This window comes from Bacillus clarus (assembly GCF_000746925.1).
GTDB lineage: Bacteria > Bacillota > Bacilli > Bacillales > Bacillaceae_G > Bacillus_A > Bacillus_A clarus.
The window spans coordinates 5,051,406-5,068,716 of sequence record NZ_JMQC01000008.1 but is presented as its reverse complement, the minus strand read 5'-3'; the positions used below and the strand labels follow the sequence as shown (position 1 = coordinate 5,068,716).

12 protein-coding genes, 6 pseudogenes and 3 other annotated features are annotated in these 17,311 nt (G+C 35.2%); of the genes and pseudogenes, 13 read left to right on the top strand and 5 right to left on the bottom strand.

Annotated elements, in window-relative coordinates; genetic code table 11:
• Positions 1-233, top strand: a pseudogene (locus DJ93_RS26900) (flavoprotein); the annotation flags it as partial.
• 112 nt (positions 234-345) lie between these two features.
• Here DJ93_RS26900 and DJ93_RS26895 read toward each other — a convergent pair.
• Complete coding sequence (locus DJ93_RS26895; protein ID WP_042984080.1) at positions 346-831, bottom strand: GNAT family N-acetyltransferase; 486 nt, start codon at positions 829-831, stop codon at positions 346-348.
• 52 nt (positions 832-883) lie between these two features.
• Entirely contained in the window at positions 884-1,264 is a 381-nt protein-coding gene (locus DJ93_RS26890) for a VOC family protein (RefSeq protein WP_042984410.1), read from the bottom strand.
• Between the two features lie 275 nt (positions 1,265-1,539).
• Here DJ93_RS26890 and DJ93_RS26885 point away from each other — a divergent pair, with 275 nt between their 5' ends.
• Together DJ93_RS26885 and satA are read left to right on the top strand one after the other, a co-directional pair.
• Positions 1,540-2,031 carry a hypothetical protein gene (locus DJ93_RS26885; RefSeq protein WP_042984409.1) on the top strand — a complete coding sequence of 164 codons (492 nt, stop codon included), beginning with the start codon at positions 1,540-1,542 and terminating at the stop codon, positions 2,029-2,031.
• A 43-nt stretch (positions 2,032-2,074) separates the two neighbouring features.
• Entirely contained in the window at positions 2,075-2,641 is a 567-nt protein-coding gene (satA, locus tag DJ93_RS26880; RefSeq protein WP_042984079.1) for a streptothricin N-acetyltransferase SatA, read from the top strand.
• A gap of 21 nt (positions 2,642-2,662) precedes the next feature.
• Here satA and DJ93_RS33430 read toward each other — a convergent pair.
• Together DJ93_RS33430 and DJ93_RS26870 are read right to left on the bottom strand one after the other, a co-directional pair.
• A pseudogene (locus DJ93_RS33430) lies at positions 2,663-2,846 on the bottom strand (P-loop NTPase family protein); the annotation flags it as partial.
• 52 nt (positions 2,847-2,898) lie between these two features.
• Positions 2,899-3,318, bottom strand: coding sequence for an SgcJ/EcaC family oxidoreductase (locus DJ93_RS26870; protein WP_042984078.1), 420 nt, complete (start codon positions 3,316-3,318; stop codon positions 2,899-2,901).
• A gap of 253 nt (positions 3,319-3,571) precedes the next feature.
• On the opposite strand from DJ93_RS26870, the pseudogene DJ93_RS34500 reads away from it, so the two are divergent.
• The 3 genes and pseudogenes from DJ93_RS34500 to DJ93_RS26855 all read left to right on the top strand — a co-directional run.
• A pseudogene (locus DJ93_RS34500) lies at positions 3,572-3,685 on the top strand (YfzA family protein); the annotation flags it as partial.
• A gap of 115 nt (positions 3,686-3,800) precedes the next feature.
• A complete protein-coding gene (locus DJ93_RS26860; protein ID WP_042984077.1) occupies positions 3,801-4,340 on the top strand; it encodes a GNAT family N-acetyltransferase in 540 nt (179 codons plus the stop codon).
• 42 nt (positions 4,341-4,382) lie between these two features.
• Positions 4,383-4,908, top strand: a pseudogene (locus tag DJ93_RS26855) (cysteine hydrolase family protein).
• Between the two features lie 51 nt (positions 4,909-4,959).
• Here the strand turns inward: DJ93_RS26855 and DJ93_RS26850 are convergent.
• Complete coding sequence (locus DJ93_RS26850) at positions 4,960-5,397, bottom strand: YndM family protein (protein WP_042984076.1); 438 nt, start codon at positions 5,395-5,397, stop codon at positions 4,960-4,962.
• A 148-nt stretch (positions 5,398-5,545) separates the two neighbouring features.
• Here DJ93_RS26850 and DJ93_RS26845 point away from each other — a divergent pair.
• From DJ93_RS26845 to DJ93_RS26815, 7 genes and pseudogenes are all read left to right on the top strand, one after another.
• A pseudogene (locus DJ93_RS26845) lies at positions 5,546-9,075 on the top strand (DUF4020 domain-containing protein).
• A 107-nt stretch (positions 9,076-9,182) separates the two neighbouring features.
• Positions 9,183-9,416, top strand: a binding site (T-box leader).
• 54 nt (positions 9,417-9,470) lie between these two features.
• Positions 9,471-9,705, top strand: a binding site (T-box leader).
• A 140-nt stretch (positions 9,706-9,845) separates the two neighbouring features.
• Entirely contained in the window at positions 9,846-10,922 is a 1,077-nt protein-coding gene (locus DJ93_RS26840; protein WP_042984074.1) for a bifunctional 3-deoxy-7-phosphoheptulonate synthase/chorismate mutase, read from the top strand.
• Positions 10,923-10,930: 8 nt separating this feature from the next.
• Positions 10,931-11,167: a binding site (T-box leader), on the top strand.
• Positions 11,168-11,220: 53 nt separating this feature from the next.
• Positions 11,221-12,393, top strand: coding sequence for a chorismate synthase (gene aroC, locus DJ93_RS26835; protein WP_042984073.1), 1,173 nt, complete (start codon positions 11,221-11,223; stop codon positions 12,391-12,393).
• 16 nt (positions 12,394-12,409) lie between these two features.
• A complete protein-coding gene (gene hisC, locus DJ93_RS26830) occupies positions 12,410-13,510 on the top strand; it encodes a histidinol-phosphate transaminase (protein WP_042984072.1) in 1,101 nt (366 codons plus the stop codon).
• Positions 13,503-14,603 carry a prephenate dehydrogenase gene (gene tyrA, locus DJ93_RS26825; RefSeq protein WP_042984071.1) on the top strand — a complete coding sequence of 367 codons (1,101 nt, stop codon included), beginning with the start codon at positions 13,503-13,505 and terminating at the stop codon, positions 14,601-14,603. Before hisC ends, tyrA begins: the two co-directional genes overlap by 8 nt.
• A gap of 16 nt (positions 14,604-14,619) precedes the next feature.
• Complete coding sequence (aroA, locus tag DJ93_RS26820; protein ID WP_042984070.1) at positions 14,620-15,909, top strand: 3-phosphoshikimate 1-carboxyvinyltransferase; 1,290 nt, start codon at positions 14,620-14,622, stop codon at positions 15,907-15,909.
• A 103-nt stretch (positions 15,910-16,012) separates the two neighbouring features.
• Positions 16,013-16,955: pseudogene (locus tag DJ93_RS26815) on the top strand (GNAT family N-acetyltransferase).
• The last annotated feature ends 356 nt before the right edge of the window (positions 16,956-17,311 follow it).

The window sequence follows — 17,311 nt, the reverse complement described above, 5'->3', positions numbered from 1 at the left end:
AAAAACCAGTGGCTATTATAACAGCTTCACCATCGATTGCTGGAGGGGATAAAGCTCATGAATCTTTATTACTTACGTTAGGTATGCTAGATACAATTGTCGTTCAAAATGGCTCGTTATTAATCCCATCTGTGCGTACTAAATTTAGTGATGATGCGAAAGTAATAGACGAGGATACAAAGCGAGCTCTTGTCTCTTTAGTTCATAGTGTAGTAGACGAAATAAAAGATTAATAAATCATATTGTGCAAAGACAAAAGGGGTTTTTATAATTTTAAAAAATGAAAGGCAATACTACTGTGAGTGTAAGAGTAGTATTGCCTTTAAAAATTGTATATATATTATTTTAAATAGACTTACTTAAGATTTCTCCAGGAAGTCCATCAATCTCACAAACTTTCTCAGATGTAAAACCGAGGTTAATTAATATTTTACGAGAGGGGATATTATTAGGATCAATAATCGCTTTTAGCGTGTTTGCTTTTGTTTGTTTTGCTATTTCGATTAATTCCTTTGCGATAGTACTACCATACCTTTTTCCCCAATGCTCTGACAAAATCATATAGCCAAGTTCAGCTTCATTTTTATCATCCTTATTTACTGTTACATGCCCAAGTCCGATAAATTCATTCGTAGCACAGTCATAAACTTTGTAAGATCCAAATAGTTTATGTGTTTCATTGCGTTTTAATAATCTTTCATAGTCGCTTTGTGCTTCTTCTAATGGAATGGTACGCTCGGTAATTTGTGCCATGACTTGTTCATTTGATACGAGTTGGAAGTAGTGCTTAAAATCTATTGCTTCAAATTTTTTGAAATGTAGCTTATGCATATTCTTCCTCCAAACGAGTCTTCATTTGTTATTCAGAAAAGATAAACGATAGTTAAATCGTTATTTCTATTTGATTTCCTTCTGGATCGCTTATTACACTCTCATAATAGCCATCTCCAGTGAAACGTGGTCCATTTAATACAGCATATCCAGCTTCTTTTAAAGTTTTTGTTAGTTCATTTACTTTCTCCTCACTTCCAACAGAGAAAGCCATATGTGCATAGCCAGTAATATTAAGATTAGGCTCGTTTTCTATACCTTTCTTGCGCATAATTTCAAGTCGTGCACCAGATTCGAAAGTAATAAAATAAGATTCGAATTGTTTTACTTCGTTATGATATAAAGAGTTTGCCGTTCCATTAAAGTACTTTGTATAGAAAGTACGCATTAATTCTAAATCATTTACCCAAATAGCTATATGTTCGATTTTCATTCGTTTCACCGATCCTATCCTTATGTACATGTAAACAAGTATGTACTGTCTAATCATTAGCAAAGATGAACAACACTAAGTAGATTTTCACTTTATTAAATTTGAACTAATAATGCAAGAAATAAGAGTGGATATGAGGAGAAATCTATTTGTATATAAAAATGAAAAAGTTTTTAATAAAGGTGTTTGTTAATTTTTGGGTGATTACATACATACAATGTGTAATTAAGTGGATTGCCTATATAGTAATTACGGATAAGGAGGGAATGAGATTTATGAGTCAATTTGAGCAAATGATCCTTGTTGGTGTTATTATGTCTATTGTACTATCCATTATGATTTTAGGGTCTTTATATTATAATCCTCGCCTTTGGTTAAATGATTATCCGAAAGATATTCAAAAAGTAGTTTTTCCGAAAACGATTAATGAAAAAAAGCAAACAATGTATTTTGGTGTTTTATACAATATAATTTTATTTGGAACGCCTTTTGTTTCTACATTTCTACTACATCAACATGAAAAATTGTTGTTTATTGAGGCCTACTTACATACTTTTGGAATTTTAATGATTTTCAATTTAGTAGACTTATTTATAATCGATTGGCTTATCTTTTGCTGGATAACCCCGCGGTTTGTTGTTATTCCTAGTACAGAAGGTATGAAAGGATATAAAGATTATATGTTTCATTTAAGAGGGACTATTGTGGGTACACCTTTTTTAGCAATCGTAAGTTTATTTCTGGCAGGAATTGCGATCACTGTTTAGTATAAATAAGAGTAGTATGAAACTATACAAAAAGGAGAAAATGATGAGCCTTTTGATTAGAAAGTTAGAAATGAATGATTTCTACAATTTTCCTGAGATTGATGATAGTTTTACAGTGAATGCTCAGCTGGTTCTTTTTGTTTCGAAAGTAAATCATCGAATAGAATATACAGTGGAAGAAGTACCTAGCTATGAAAAAAGTTATGTAGAAGATCGATATAATAAAGATGAAGAACTAGCGTATAATGAATATATTAATAATCCAAATCAAGTAATTTACATAGCACTCTTACATAACCAAATCGTTGGTGTAATGGTATTGAAAAAGAATTGGAACCGTTATGCCTACATAGAAGATATAAAAGTGGATAAGGAATATCGAACACTTGGTATTGGAAGAAAATTAGTTGAACAAGCAAAGCTCTGGGCAAAAGATGGCGAAATGCCCGGGATTATGCTTGAAACACAAAACAATAATGTGGCAGCGTGTAAGTTTTATGAAAAATGCGGATTTGTAATTGGTGGTTTTGATTATCTTGTTTATAAAGGGATAAATGAGCAAACTGATGAAATTGCGATTTATTGGTATTTTCATTTTGAGCCAAAATAAGACTGACATAATGTGTCAGTCTTATTTTTGTTGTGTAACATCGTTAAGAATCACATTAAATATTTTTTTGCGTTATATTATCTGTAAAAATAGTTTCGCTACTAACCTCGATAATATCGTGCGGATTATACCATTCACGCAATAAATTCTCTTCAAATTCATGTCGTTTTTCTCTCGTATTATGCCGTCTAATTGTTTCTTCTAGCCTCCAGTTTACATGGCATTCTATTTAAAGAAGTGGAAACTATGACTGAATTTTATTGTACGAATGTATTCTGCCCAGATGCAATTTTCCACGTATCTTTTTCTTTAACCATTACATACAGAGCGAGGCTACCTTGTTCATTTTCTATTATGGTACCCTCAGCAGTCGTTGGGAATTGTCTAATGTGTGCGATAGCTACATCAGAACGGATAAAATGAATGTCTTCAACTTCATACTGTGCATAAGAGTTGCGGAGCGGTCCTGCTAGAAGAGTTTTGTGAGCATCATTAATTTGTTTCCAGCCCGAAAGGCGACTCCCAAGTACATTTACCCATGAAGCATGTAAAGTGAAGTGACGATCAAGTTCATCAGCGTCATGTTTATTAAATGCAGCTTTAACCTCGTGAATGGTTTGTTCAATGTGTTTCATTTTCACTTGTAATTCTTCTTTTGAATCATAATATTTAGTCATGTGAATTCCTCCTATTTATAATTCGTTACTTTTATTTTATTACGAAAAAATTACGTTATCATCCAACAATAGTAGTATTTATTTTAATTAAGATGTAGACGGAAGTATGGTATGCAGCAAATAAAAAAATGAATTTTTTGACAATTCATTAGAGTTAAGCGTATAATCAATGTGATGAATAATAAAAGGAAGATTGTTAAATGGAGGAAGTAATAAAAAATATCGAACTTTTTGGAAGCGAGATTGGGTATTATTTGAAAGAATTACGAATCCAAATGTATTTACAGAATCGTTCGCTCCATATAAAACTTCACAATTCAACCTATTTACAGCATTTTTTGCCATTACATTACTACCATATGTATGAATAGGCGCAATCAAAGATTTAAATTCTAGAAAAAATAAAGAAATATAAACAATTAAACTGTTTATAGATCTATAACTAGATAAGTGGTATAACATTAATAACAAGGGGGTGTCATATGTTATTTCAAAAAGAAAATTTATCAGTTAGATACGTAATAGAAGACGATGCACATCTTATTTCAAAATGGTTAACAGATCCTGAAGTTTTACAGTATTACGAAGGAAGGGATAATCCGCAATCTGTAGAAAAAGTACTTGATAACTTTATTCATAACCCAAACAGTAATGAAAAAAGATGTTTAATACAATTGGATGAAATGCCGATTGGTTACATACAAATGTACCCTGTTGATTCCGAATGGAAAGAGTTATATGGGTATAAAGAACCGCAAAACGTATGGGGGATGGACCAATTCATTGGCGAATCAACATATTGGGGAAAAGGAATTGGAACAGAACTTGTCCAAGGGGCAATTACATATATTATCGGAAAATTAGGTGCTGAAGCAATAGCGATGGATCCGAAAGTGAGTAATGAACGGGCAGTGCGATGCTATGAAAAATGCGGATTTAAAAAAGTGAAAAAATTAAAGGAACATGAGCTGCATGAAGGGAAATTAGAAGATTGTTGGATGATGGAGTATAAATCATTATAACGAATAGGTAGAGGCTTATATTGAAAAGGGGAGCTGTGTGAAATGAAAAAAGCGTTGTTAGTTATTGATGTGCAAGCAGGTATGTATACAGCAGGAATGCCAGTACATAATGAGGGAAAGTTAATTAGAAACATTGCAAGAACTTATTCAAGAATGTCGTTCAAATGATATTCCAGTTATTTATGTAAGGCACAACGGACCAAAGGATCATCCGTTAGAAAAAGGTACAGCTGGTTGGGAAGTTCATTCTGCGATCGCTCCGCAAGAGGGCGATCGTATCGTTGAAAAGACGACGCCAGATTCATTTAATAAAACGAATTTAAACGAAGTTTTACAAGAAAAAGGCATTGAGCATGTTATTATTTCAGGAATGCAAACACAGTGCTGTGTTGATACGACAACACGAAGAGCTTTTAGTGAGGGTCATAAAGTAACATTAGTGAGTGATGCGCATAGTACGTTTGATACAGAAGTGTTACGTGCAGAAGATATTGTGAAGCATCATAATGTAGTGTTTGGATCATTTGCAGAAGTTTTATCTTTAAAAGATTTAAAGATAGAAGCATAGATATAGCATAAGAAAAGGGACGTCATTATCCATCATATGACGTCCTTTTTCTTATTTTTTCTTATCTTTATCCAGTACGTTTTGTTCTTCTGCAAATTCAGTGCCATATGCAAATCGACGATTAATATGAATATTATCGTTGTTACGATGTTCGCGCGAGTGAGAAAAGCGATGAACAAATACTTCTGATAATGTAAAGACGATAGCAGAAAGGATACTTCCCCATGCGATTTGCATGTAGTTGTCTAATAAAATGTTACCGAAAATCCACACGCTTAAATACGTTAATAAAAAATCTGTCATGATGGCAGCAGAGTTGCCAATTCGATTCAAAATAATTTTATCAACAAACATATAAGATACAATTGTTACAAAGAGACTGAAGGAAATAATTTGAACAAGCGTTGCAGGGAAAAATAAAGCAAGTCCAATACTAAAAGCAATGATACACGATATAAATTTGATAAGCACTACAGTAATATCGTTCAACGTGTACACCTCCCGTTTATACATAGTTTTGCAATAAAATGAGAAGTTCATACATTGTATACTTGTAAAGACAAAACTTTTTCATGTTAAATATCTTGTCAAAATATTAAAAATATAAATAAAAAATGTTATAGTGAAATGAGGAGATATGACATTTTTAGGTAAGGGGGGATCCGAATGTGGATTACTTCAGAAGTAGAAATTCCAGATGAACTATTTGATAATCTTGAGCAAGGGAAACTTGTACTATTCGTTGGAGCAGGAGTTTCTATGAAAGGGAAATCGAACTTACCAAATTTCGATGATTTAGTTGATGAAATTGCGAGAGCTTTATATGTTGAAAAACGTGAAATGACAGAACCGCACGATTATTATCTTGGGAAAATTGCGAAGACGAAAGATGTACATCAAGTGGCAAGAGATCTCGTTAATATAGAAAAATCAAAACCAAATCCATTGCATTATGCCATTCCGCGCTTGTTTCCATTAGATACAGATGTTCGTATTGTAACGACAAACTTTGATCAACATTTTACGACTGCAATTAAGGAAATGAATCGAGAGCTAAATATTTATTATGCACCAGCTCTACCGACAGGTAGATCCTTTAAAGGTTTGGCTTATATACATGGGAATATAGAGCAAGAAAAGGAAAATTTAATTTTAACAGATGGTGATTTTGGAAGGGCTTACTTAACAGAGGGATGGGCGAGAAGATTTTTAGTCGAATTATTCTCAAATTATACGGTTTTATTCGTTGGCTATAGTCATAACGACCCAGTAATGAAATATTTAGCAACAGGTTTACCACCAAGTACAAGACGATATGCTTTTGTTGCACAAGGGGATAATACATATCATTGGGAACATTTAGGAATAAGACCAATTGTCTATCCGAATAAAGCTAACAATCATCAATCCTTGATCAAAGCAGTGAAGCGGTGGGCTGAATTAATGGGCGATAATTATATTACGAAAAGAATGCGTATTCGTGATATTGTAACAGTTCCACCATCAGTAGAACAGGAACAATTATCGTATATAAAGCAATCTGTAAAAAAAATTGAAACATTGCGGTATTTTGTAGAATTCGCTCGTGATTACGAATGGGTAGAATGGCTTGAAGCAGAGGGAAAACTACAAAATTTATTTTTACTTACCTCAAATTATGATGAAGTGGATGAATTGCTTGCAGAGTGGCTTGTTGGACACTTTCTTTTCAGTCATCAAAAAGAGTTATTTCAATTGATTTTTAAAAATCAATCGAAACTATCTCCGTTGCTATGGAGAACAATTTGTACATATTTGAACGAAACGAAAGAAACGATGGAACCTTTATTATTTGCAAAATGGACATTGCTGCTATTAGAAACAGCCGAAAATAATAGTAGTTCTATAGAAAAAATCTCATATTTATTACATAAATGTTCTTTTCCAGAACATAAGGAAATTAGTGTATTGTTATTAACATTTATTTTGGATGGGAAAATTAAATTGAAGCGTGTAAGAAGGGGGGAAAATGATACACAAGAATCTATTGAATTAGAGGAATCTAGTCGCCTTCCAGTGCCTGTATTTTCACATGTACAACAAGTTTGGGATGAGAAAATGAAACCGCATATTTCCTATTACGCAGATCCAATTATGATTATCGGATTAGAAAAGATTCAAACGCTATCGTTAAGACAGGCTGCACTCGAAAAAAGAGATAGTACCATTTATAATTTGATGGAATTTTCAGATGTTAATTTACAACCGAAAGATTTTACATTTTTAATTGAAATTGTAAAAGAGTGCCTTACCTATTTATGTGAAAATAATGAAGATAAGGCGACCTACTATATTACGCAGATGATTGGAACGGATAGTATATTGCAAAAGAGAATTGCGATTGAAGCGATGAGTAAAAATGCATTTGCGACTGTCGATGAAAAGCTAAAATGGCTGTTACAGCACAACTTACTTTTAGATTTCACATACAAACAGGAAGTATTTCAATTTCTAAAGAAGCATTATGCAGCTTCCTTAGAAAAAACAAAACAAGAAGTGCTTCAAAAGGTGATGGAGTATCTCGTAGAGGAGAGAGCGTTTGATGCTTGTTTCGTATTAGATTTATTGTACATGTGCGATCGCAATAGTAAGTGCACAGTAGAAGCGCATCGTTTAATGAAACAGAAACATCCTCACTTTTCTTCGAATCGATATAAGGAGAAAAAGAAAGAGCCTATTGAGCAAAGTATTACATGTAACGTAACAGCTGATGGGTTATTACAGCTAAAAGACGATAAAATCATGAAACAAGTGATGTTGTTTTCTCAGGACGGTGTTTTTGAACAACGACACTTTTTAGAAATGTTATCAAAGGCATGTAAGTTGAACACGGAGTGGAGCATTTCCTTTGCGTATCAATTAGTAGGTGTGAATGAAGTAAGTAATGAAGTTTGGTTTGTTTGTATTAGGGAATGGAGAAATAATCGTAAGTTAACAAACCAACAAATACAAAAAATTATTCCACTATTGCAAAGGTTTGTGCGAAATGATGCTTTTCATTGGCTAATTAGTAGTTTTTTATATGAGATTAGTAATCGATTAGAGGAACTAGAGGAGAATGGCATACGAATTGTAAAGCGTTTTGCTTTCTCTATGTTTCCGCAGGTCATGAAAGGCGACGCGAACTTTCAGTTAGGAAAAAATGACTTTTACAATGAATCCATTCAACATCCTGTAGGGAAAATGACCGCGGTATTATTAAAGCTTTTAGCATACGATCATTTATATGACCGTAATATTTATGAATATTTATTTTTATTTGAAGAGCAGGTGAGAATTGCTTCCCAGCGTACAAACTTTATGTTTGCTCGATTAACAGCGGATATAACATTTCTTTACCATCTTGAAAAACAATGGTGCAAAAAATATCTTTTACCTTATTTAGATTTAAAAAAAGAAAATGAACTGACGAAATATGCTTGGGCAGGACTATGTTATACGCAAATCAATTTACCGTTATTTACAGAGATGAATCGATATATTAAGTATGCAGTGGAGCATTTATATGTATTGCATCCGCATACAAAAGAAGTGTTTTTAAAGTGGATTAGCTTTGTGTTTATTAAATGTGTACTGTATTGGGAACAGAAAACAGATTGGTTATATCCACTATTTATGCAAGGAAATGAAGACGATAAAATTAAGTTCATGGAGCATTTACGTTATTACGTAAAAACGTTAAGTGTGAGAGAACAGCAAAAATTTTGGACAGCGTGGCTCGGTGGATTTTTAAGAGAGCGTCCGAAAATGAGTATTATAACAGGCAGAGAGTATGTCATGTTTATACGTTTTATTTTAAGTATGGATGAAATTGTAGAAAAGGGATTGTTGGTCATTCTTAGTCAATTCCCACTTCAGCAAGAACAGTATAAACAAGCAGAATTACGGCAGTTGTTTGAGGCGATTCTTGAAAAAAAAGAAAGCTTGAAATATTACGCGGAAGCGTATGCAAAAGTGTTTTTTGTAATACTTCAAACACTCCAAGAAGCATATTCGTTTGAAAATGAAATCATACAAATAAAAGAATTATTAGTAGCTGCTGAAGTAGAGGAGCATGTATTGATTTTAATTCAAAATGAAATGATTCGTATCGGAATTGTAATGGCAAATGTACAAGAAGAATTATAAGGCGAGAGCGGAATTTTAAAAAATAAATAAAAAGTGGTTGACAGTATTTGAAAAAGCATTCTATAATACGAATCATACTCATTCAATTTCAAAAACATTTGAATAAACAAAGTGCAATGAAGGGATCACAGTAGTGGTTGATCTTACTGTTACAGAGAGCTGATGGTTGGTGTGAATCAGTACAGGGATAATCATGAATTACAGTCTTGGAGCATCTTTTTTGGATTAAAGACATATGTTCTTTATGAAGGAAGAGCGGTCAATTGATCGTTAACAGTGAAGAGAGGTAGGCGTAAGTAGTCTACAACTAGGGTGGTACCGCGATAAATATCGTCCCTACTGATTGGATCAGTAGGGACTTTTTGTATTTTTGTGGTCCAAATTGAAAATGAAATAAACATGCGGTGAAAGGAAAAGGAGTAGTAGTTGTTTCCCTGTTACAGAGAGCTGGTGGTTGGTGCGAACCAGTACAAAAACAAGTGCGAATTACAGTCCTGGAGCATCTTTTTCGTAGTAAAGATGATATGTCTTTATGAAGGGAAAGACGGTCAGAAGATCGTTAACAATGAAGAGAGGTAGACGTAAGTAGTCTACAACTAGGGTGGTACCGCGATAAATATCGTCCCTACTGAATAGATCAGTAGGGATTTTTTGTACACAGAAAAGGCGATATCGATTTCAGAATAAGTTTTTGTGGCTTGGTAGTTCAGAAAATAGAGAATTTTCCATTCTCTTACTATACTTTTAAAACATTTGAGGAGGACTTTAAAATGGCAAACCATGAATTAGAACAATTACGTAAACAGGTGGACGAAATCAATTTACAACTATTAGAACTTTTAAATGAACGAGGTAAGATTGTTCAAAAAATCGGAGAACAAAAGCAAGTGCAAGGTACGAAACGCTTTGATCCAGTACGTGAGCGTGAAGTACTAGATATGCTTGCAGAGCATAACGAAGGACCATTTGAAACATCTACAATTCAGCACATTTTCAAAACAATCTTCAAAGCGAGCTTAGAATTGCAAGAAGATGATAATCGTAAAGCGTTACTTGTTTCACGTAAAAAGAAAAAAGAAAATACAATTGTTGATGTAAAAGGTGAATTGTTAGGCAACGGAACACAAACATTCATCATGGGACCTTGTGCTGTAGAAAGCTTAGAGCAAGTTCGCCAAGTAGGGCAAGCGATGAAAGCACAAGGATTAAAACTAATGCGCGGCGGTGCTTTCAAACCGAGAACATCTCCATATGATTTCCAAGGTTTAGGAGTTGAAGGTTTACAAATTTTACGTCAAGTGGCTGATGAATTCGATTTAGCGATTATTAGTGAAATTTTAAATCCGAATGATGTGGAAATGGCTCTTGATTACGTTGATGTAATCCAAGTTGGAGCACGTAATATGCAAAACTTCGATTTACTAAGAGCAGTAGGTAAAGTAAATAAACCAGTATTATTAAAACGTGGTTTAGCAGCAACAATTGATGAGTTCATTAACGCAGCGGAATACATTATTGCACAAGGAAATGACCAAATCATATTATGTGAGCGTGGTATCCGCACATACGAGAGAGCGACGCGTAACACGTTAGATATTTCAGCAGTACCGATTTTAAAGAAAGAAACACATTTACCAGTTGTTGTTGACGTAACACATTCAACTGGCCGCAGAGACTTATTATTACCAACAGCGAAAGCGGCATTAGCAATTGGAGCAGATGCAGTAATGGCAGAAGTACATCCAGATCCAGCAGTTGCATTATCTGATTCTGCACAACAAATGGATATTCCAGAGTTCCATAAATTCATGGAAGAGTTAAAAGGATTCAAAAACAAATTATCTTAATTCCATATAAATATGCATTGAAAAGGAAACAGTAGTGCTTATCTCACTGCTAATAGAGAGCTGATGGTCGGTGCGAATCAGTGCAAAGATAAGCATGAATTACAGCCTTAGAGCATCTTTCTCGTAGTAAAGGTGAATGGTCTTTATGAAGGGAAAGACGGTCGGAAAGATCGTTAACAGAGAAGAGAGGTAGACGAAAGGTAGTCTACAACTAGGGTGGTACCGCGATAAATATCGTCCCTACTGAGCGCTCAGTAGGGACTTTTTTGTACAAAAAAATAATAAAGGGGTAAGAGAAATGAGATATATTACAGCCGGAGAATCACATGGTCCACAGTTAACTGTTATTTTAGAAGGTGTGCCAGCAGGATTATCGTTAACAGCGGAACATATTAATAAGGAATTATTAAGAAGACAAAAAGGGCACGGGCGTGGAAGACGCATGCAAATTGAAACAGATACAGTAGAGATTGTAAGTGGTGTGCGTCACGGAATGACACTCGGCTCACCAATTACGTTAATCGTTAAAAATGATGATTTCAAACATTGGACGAAAGTAATGGGGGCAGATCCAATTTCAGAGCAAGAAAGTAAAGAAATGAAACGTACCATTACAAAACCACGTCCAGGGCACGCTGATTTAAATGGTGCAATTAAATATGGTCATCGTGATATAAGAAACGTATTAGAGCGCTCTTCTGCAAGAGAAACGACAGTTCGCGTAGCTGCTGGTGCTATAGCAAAACAAATTTTAAAAGAATTAGGTGTGGATATTGCAGGACATGTTCTTGAAATTGGCGGTATTAAAGCAAATCATATCGGACAATTACCGATAGAAGAAATTCAAACAATTACAGAAAACTCACCTGTTCGTTGTTTAGATAAAGAAGTAGAACAAAAAATGATGGATTTAATTGATAACGCAAAGAGTAGCGGAGATTCAATAGGCGGAATTGTAGAAGTCATTGCAGAAGGTATGCCAATTGGAGTTGGAAGCTATGTTCATTACGACCGTAAATTAGATGCAAAACTTGCCGGTGCGATTATGAGTATTAATGCATTTAAAGGCGCTGAAATTGGAATTGGCTTTGAAGCTGCAAGACAGCCAGGAAGCTCGGTACATGACGAAATTACTTGGGATGAAGATAAAGGATATGGGAGAAAAACAAATAACGCAGGTGGTTTAGAAGGCGGAATGACAACGGGAATGCCGATTGTTGTACGAGGCGTTATGAAGCCGATCCCTACCCTTTATAAACCGTTAGCAAGCGTAGATATTGATACGAAAGAATCGTTCCAAGCAAGCATCGAACGATCTGATAGTTGTGCAGTTCCAGCTGCAAGTGTTGTAGCAGAAGCTGTTGTAGCATGGGAACTTGCAGATGCATTGGTTGAACAATTCGGTAAAGATCGTATGGAATTAATTGAGCAAAATATTATACAGCATAACAAATACGCAAAAGAATTTTAAAAAGGATGGATTATGAATGAGAGTAAAAGACCAACTATCATCTTTACAACCGTATAAACCAGGTAAATCACCAGAGCAAATGAAAGAGGTATATGGAGATCATTCATTTGTGAAATTAGCATCGAACGAAAATCCATTCGGTTGTTCGCCGCGCATTATGGAAGAATTACAAAAATCTTGGCAGGAACACGCCCTATATCCGGACGGAGGGGCGGCGGAACTCCGCCAAATGATTGCAGAGAAACTACAAGTTCAAATGGAACAAGTGATTTGCGGAAGTGGATTAGATGAAGTTATTCAAATGATAAGCCGTACAGTGCTCCGAGCGGGAGATAATATTGTAACAGCTGGAGCGACATTCCCTCAATATCGTCATCATGCGATTATTGAAGGATGTGAAGTGAAAGAAATCCCACTAAATAATGGCGTATATGATTTAGATGAAATCTCTACAGCAATTGATGATCATACAAAAATTGTTTGGATTTGTAACCCGAACAATCCGACAGGCACATATATTGATGAGCGAAAATTAAATCAATTTATTGCTGGAATTAGTGAAGAAACGTTAATTGTCATCGATGAAGCGTATTATGAATATGTAACAGCGGAAGACTTCCCAGAAACAATACCGCTTTTGAACAAGCATAAAAATCTGCTTATACTTCGAACATTTTCGAAAGCATACGGCTTAGCTTCATTCCGTATAGGTTATGCAGTTGGACGAGAAGAACTAATTGAGAAATTAAATGTCGTTCGCCTGCCGTTTAATGTATCTTCATTAGCGCAAAAAGCAGCAACGATCGCTTGGAACGATCAAGCATTTATTGAAGAAATAGTACGTGTAAATGAAGAGGGATTACAACAATATGAAAGTTTTTGTAAAGAAAACGAGATCCCGTTTTATCCATCTCAAACAAACTTTATCTTTTTACCAGTAGAGGATGCTGGGGAAATTTATGAAATTTGTGCGCACGCTGGCTTTATTATTCGTCCGTTCCCAAATGGCGTCCGCATTACAATCGGAACGAGGGAACAAAATGAGGGAGTGATTTCAGTGTTAAAACAACACTTTATAAATAGAAAACATAAGTCTCGAGATGAGGCAAATGTGTAGAAAAGTTGTATTAATTGGTACAGGATTAATAGGAGGCTCTCTCGCATTAGCAATTAAAAGAGAACACGGTGTAAGTATAACTGGTTATGACATTTACAAAGAACAAGTAGAACGTGCAAAAGAACTACATGTAGTTGATGAGATTGCGATAGATTTACAAACAGCTTGTGAAGAGGCGGAATTAATCATTTTTGCCTCTCCAGTTGAAGAAACAAAAAAATTATTGCGTCAGCTCGCATCATTTCATTTACGTGAAGATGTAATCGTTACAGATGTAGGGAGTACGAAAGGAACAATCATGAATGAAGCGGAAGCTATATTATCAAAGAAAGTTTCTTTTATCGGAGGACATCCGATGGCAGGCTCTCATAAAACTGGAGTCGAAAGTGCGAAGGCGCATTTGTTTGAAAATGCATTTTACATCTTAACACCGATGAAACACGTAATGGACGAGCGAGTAGAAGAACTAAAAGAATGGTTAAAAGGAACAGGTTCTCATTTTCTCGTATTAAATACGGAAGAACATGATTATGTAACAGGTATTGTAAGTCATTTTCCGCACCTTATAGCAGCAGGACTAGTGAAGCAAGTTGAGAAACATGCAGGAGATAATCCATTAATCCATCAACTAGCTGCAGGTGGCTTTAAAGATATTACACGTATTGCATCAAGTAGTCCAAAAATGTGGAGTGATATTGTAAAACAAAATCGCGGGCATTTATTGGAACTATTAGAAGAATGGATCTCAGAAATGGAAGAACTATATAAGACGGTTTCCAAAGGAGATGCAGGAGAAATACAAAGCTATTTTGCAGATGCGAAAGAATACCGTGACTCTTTACCAGTTCGGAAAAGAGGAGCAATTCCGGCCTATCACGACTTATACGTCGATGTTTTAGATAAAGTCGGGGCATTAGCTCATATTACGAGTATTCTTGCACAAGAAGAAATTAGTATTACGAATTTGCAAATATTAGAAGCGCGAGAAGGATTGCTTGGAGTGTTACGAATTAGTTTCCAAAGGGAAGAAGATCGTATGAAGGCAAAAATCGCGCTAGCAAAAGAAGACTACCAAACGTATGAAACGATTTAATAAGGAGAGTGACAACGTGAAAGAACAAACAATACAACCTATAAATAACGGATTGACAGGAACGATTACAATCCCTGGCGATAAATCGATTTCGCATCGCGCTGTCATGTTTGGCGCGATTGCAGAGGGGAAAACAACAATTAAAGGCTTTCTACCAGGTGCCGATTGTTTAAGTACAATTTCTTGCTTTAAAGAAATGGGAGTAGACATTACGCAAAATGGTGATGAAGTAACTGTAATCGGAAAAGGATTAGAAGGTTTACAAGAACCAAAACAAGTATTAGACGTTGGTAATTCTGGTACGACGATACGTTTAATGTCAGGGATACTGGCAAACACATCATTCCTTTCTTGTATACAAGGGGATTCATCCATTGGGAAAAGGCCAATGAAACGTGTAACAAATCCACTGAAGCAAATGGGTGCAAAAATTGATGGCAGAGAGGAAGGAACGTTCACGCCACTTACAATACGAGGCGGAGAGTTAAAAGCCATTGAATATACTTCACCTGTAGCAAGTGCGCAAGTGAAATCCGCTATTTTACTTGCAGGTCTTCGTGCAGATGGTGTAACAGCTGTTACAGAACCACATATTTCACGAGACCATACGGAAAGAATGCTTGAGGCGTTTGGCATTACAGTTACTCGTGAAGGAAAAACAGTGAAACTAGCTGGTGGGCAACAGTTAAAAGGAACGGATATTCAAGTTCCAGGCGATGTATCTTCAGCGGCATTTTTCTTAGTAGCAGGAGCAATTATCCCAAATAGTAAGCTTGTATTACAAAATGTAGGGATGAATCCGACTCGTACAGGCATTATAGATGTACTTACAAAGATGGCTGCTACATTCACTGTACAGCCAATTAACGAAGAAGCATCAGAGCCAGCTGCAAACATTACAATTGAAACATCTTCACTTCAAGGGATTGAAATTGGCGGAGATATCATTCCAAGACTGATTGATGAAATTCCAATTATCGCTTTAGCTGCAACACAAGCAGAAGGTGTTACAGTTATTAAAGATGCACATGAGTTAAAAGTGAAAGAAACGAATCGTATTGATACAGTTGTTGCAGAATTAACGAAGATGGGTGCTCATATCGAAGCAACAGATGATGGGATGATTATTTACGGTAAATCTAAGTTAAAAGGAAATACAGTACATAGTCATGGGGATCATCGTATTGGGATGATGCTTGCGATTGCTGGTTGTTTAGCTGAAGGCAAAACAGTTATTGAAGATGCAGAAGCAGTAGGAGTATCATACCCTACATTTTTTGAAGAGCTTCAAAAATTAGCTGAATAATATGATGAGAGGCAGATGCATTATGCATCTGCTTCTTTATTTATATATGTAGGATTTTAAAATATAATGTTGAATGTATATAGGGGAATGAGAGGAGAAATATATGAACGTCATACAATTAACAGAAGATAAATTCAGAGAAGCGTTAAACTTATCAGAATATGTTTTTCAATATAAAGCAAGCGAGGAACAAGTAAAACAGCAACAACTTACACGAATGAAGGAAAGCCATCAAATATATGGCATTACAAAAGGAGAGGAGTTAGCTGCAAAGTTACACTTAATTCCTTTTCATATTTATATGGGGAAAGAAAAGTTTAAAATGGGTGGTGTTGCAGGGGTAGCAACGTATCCAGAGTATAGAAGAAGTAGAAAAATTATATGAAACATTTGCAGAGCGTTTTTCTGGTATGTTAGTTCGCGGCCGTAAATGGTGGTTACAAGCAGTATATCATGATTTAACATTGGCTATTTACTACGATGAAGATAAGAATCCTACTGGTTACATTTTATATAAAATAGAAAACTCTAAAATGACAGTAGAAGAGTTCGTTCCTTTACATAATGAAGCAAGAAATGGCCTTTGGAACTTCATTTGTCAACATGATTCTATGATCAAAGAACTTGAAATGATCATAAGTGAAACAGAGCCACTGCCTTATATGTTACAAGAACCGCGAATAAAAGCTGAAGTTTCACCTTACTTCATGGCTCGAATTGTAGATGTAGAACAGTTCTTTAATCAATATGAATTAAACTGGAATGATCAGCAGCAAGAAGTGATTTTACATATTACAGATTCATTTGCACCATGGAATAACATATCGGTTCGACTTTTAAATCATGAAATAACAATCATTAAAGAAGAAACAATAAAAGAAAAAGGGATTCAAATGGATATTAATGCGTTATCTACTATTATGTTTGGTTACAAACGTCCGCTAGAGTTAAATGAATTAGAGTTAATAAGCGGAAATGAAGAGGAGATACGTGCATTTGAGAAATTAATGCTGGTGCGCAAGCCGCTTATTTATGTTTTCTTTTAATTTTTAGAGAAAGTTTTTTATGATGCAATACAATGATGATAAGATATACCTTTAGCGTGTTACATATATTTTAGTGAAGCACGAAAAAACGTCCCGTATGAGAACAGTTCCGATTACCCAAGATACAAAAAAATGCATTGAAGAGATGGATTAGTGTAAGGAGAGAGGGCAATACGTTACAACTGTTTTGTAGTATAACTGGTAAATCATTTACGCAAAGAGGAATTTATCAGATGATAGCCGGATATTGTGAAGGGTTTATATCACTAATAAATAATTTTTGCACTAGAACCCATTATTCTAATACATAAAGAAGCCCCCACCTTAAGATATGTGTTGGTGGGGGAGTATTCAGT

Coding starts and splice junctions, on each gene's coding strand:
- hisC (WP_042984072.1), top strand. CDS start 12,410: ATGAGAGTAAAAGACCAACTATCATCTTTACAACCGTATAAACCAGGT.
- tyrA (WP_042984071.1), top strand. CDS start 13,503: ATGTGTAGAAAAGTTGTATTAATTGGTACAGGATTAATAGGAGGCTCT.
- aroC (WP_042984073.1), top strand. CDS start 11,221: ATGAGATATATTACAGCCGGAGAATCACATGGTCCACAGTTAACTGTT.
- DJ93_RS26885 (WP_042984409.1), top strand. CDS start 1,540: ATGAGTCAATTTGAGCAAATGATCCTTGTTGGTGTTATTATGTCTATT.
- DJ93_RS26840 (WP_042984074.1), top strand. CDS start 9,846: ATGGCAAACCATGAATTAGAACAATTACGTAAACAGGTGGACGAAATC.
- DJ93_RS26870 (WP_042984078.1), bottom strand. CDS start 3,318: ATGACTAAATATTATGATTCAAAAGAAGAATTACAAGTGAAAATGAAA.
- DJ93_RS26890 (WP_042984410.1), bottom strand. CDS start 1,264: ATGAAAATCGAACATATAGCTATTTGGGTAAATGATTTAGAATTAATG.
- DJ93_RS26860 (WP_042984077.1), top strand. CDS start 3,801: ATGTTATTTCAAAAAGAAAATTTATCAGTTAGATACGTAATAGAAGAC.
- DJ93_RS26895 (WP_042984080.1), bottom strand. CDS start 831: ATGCATAAGCTACATTTCAAAAAATTTGAAGCAATAGATTTTAAGCAC.
- satA (WP_042984079.1), top strand. CDS start 2,075: ATGAGCCTTTTGATTAGAAAGTTAGAAATGAATGATTTCTACAATTTT.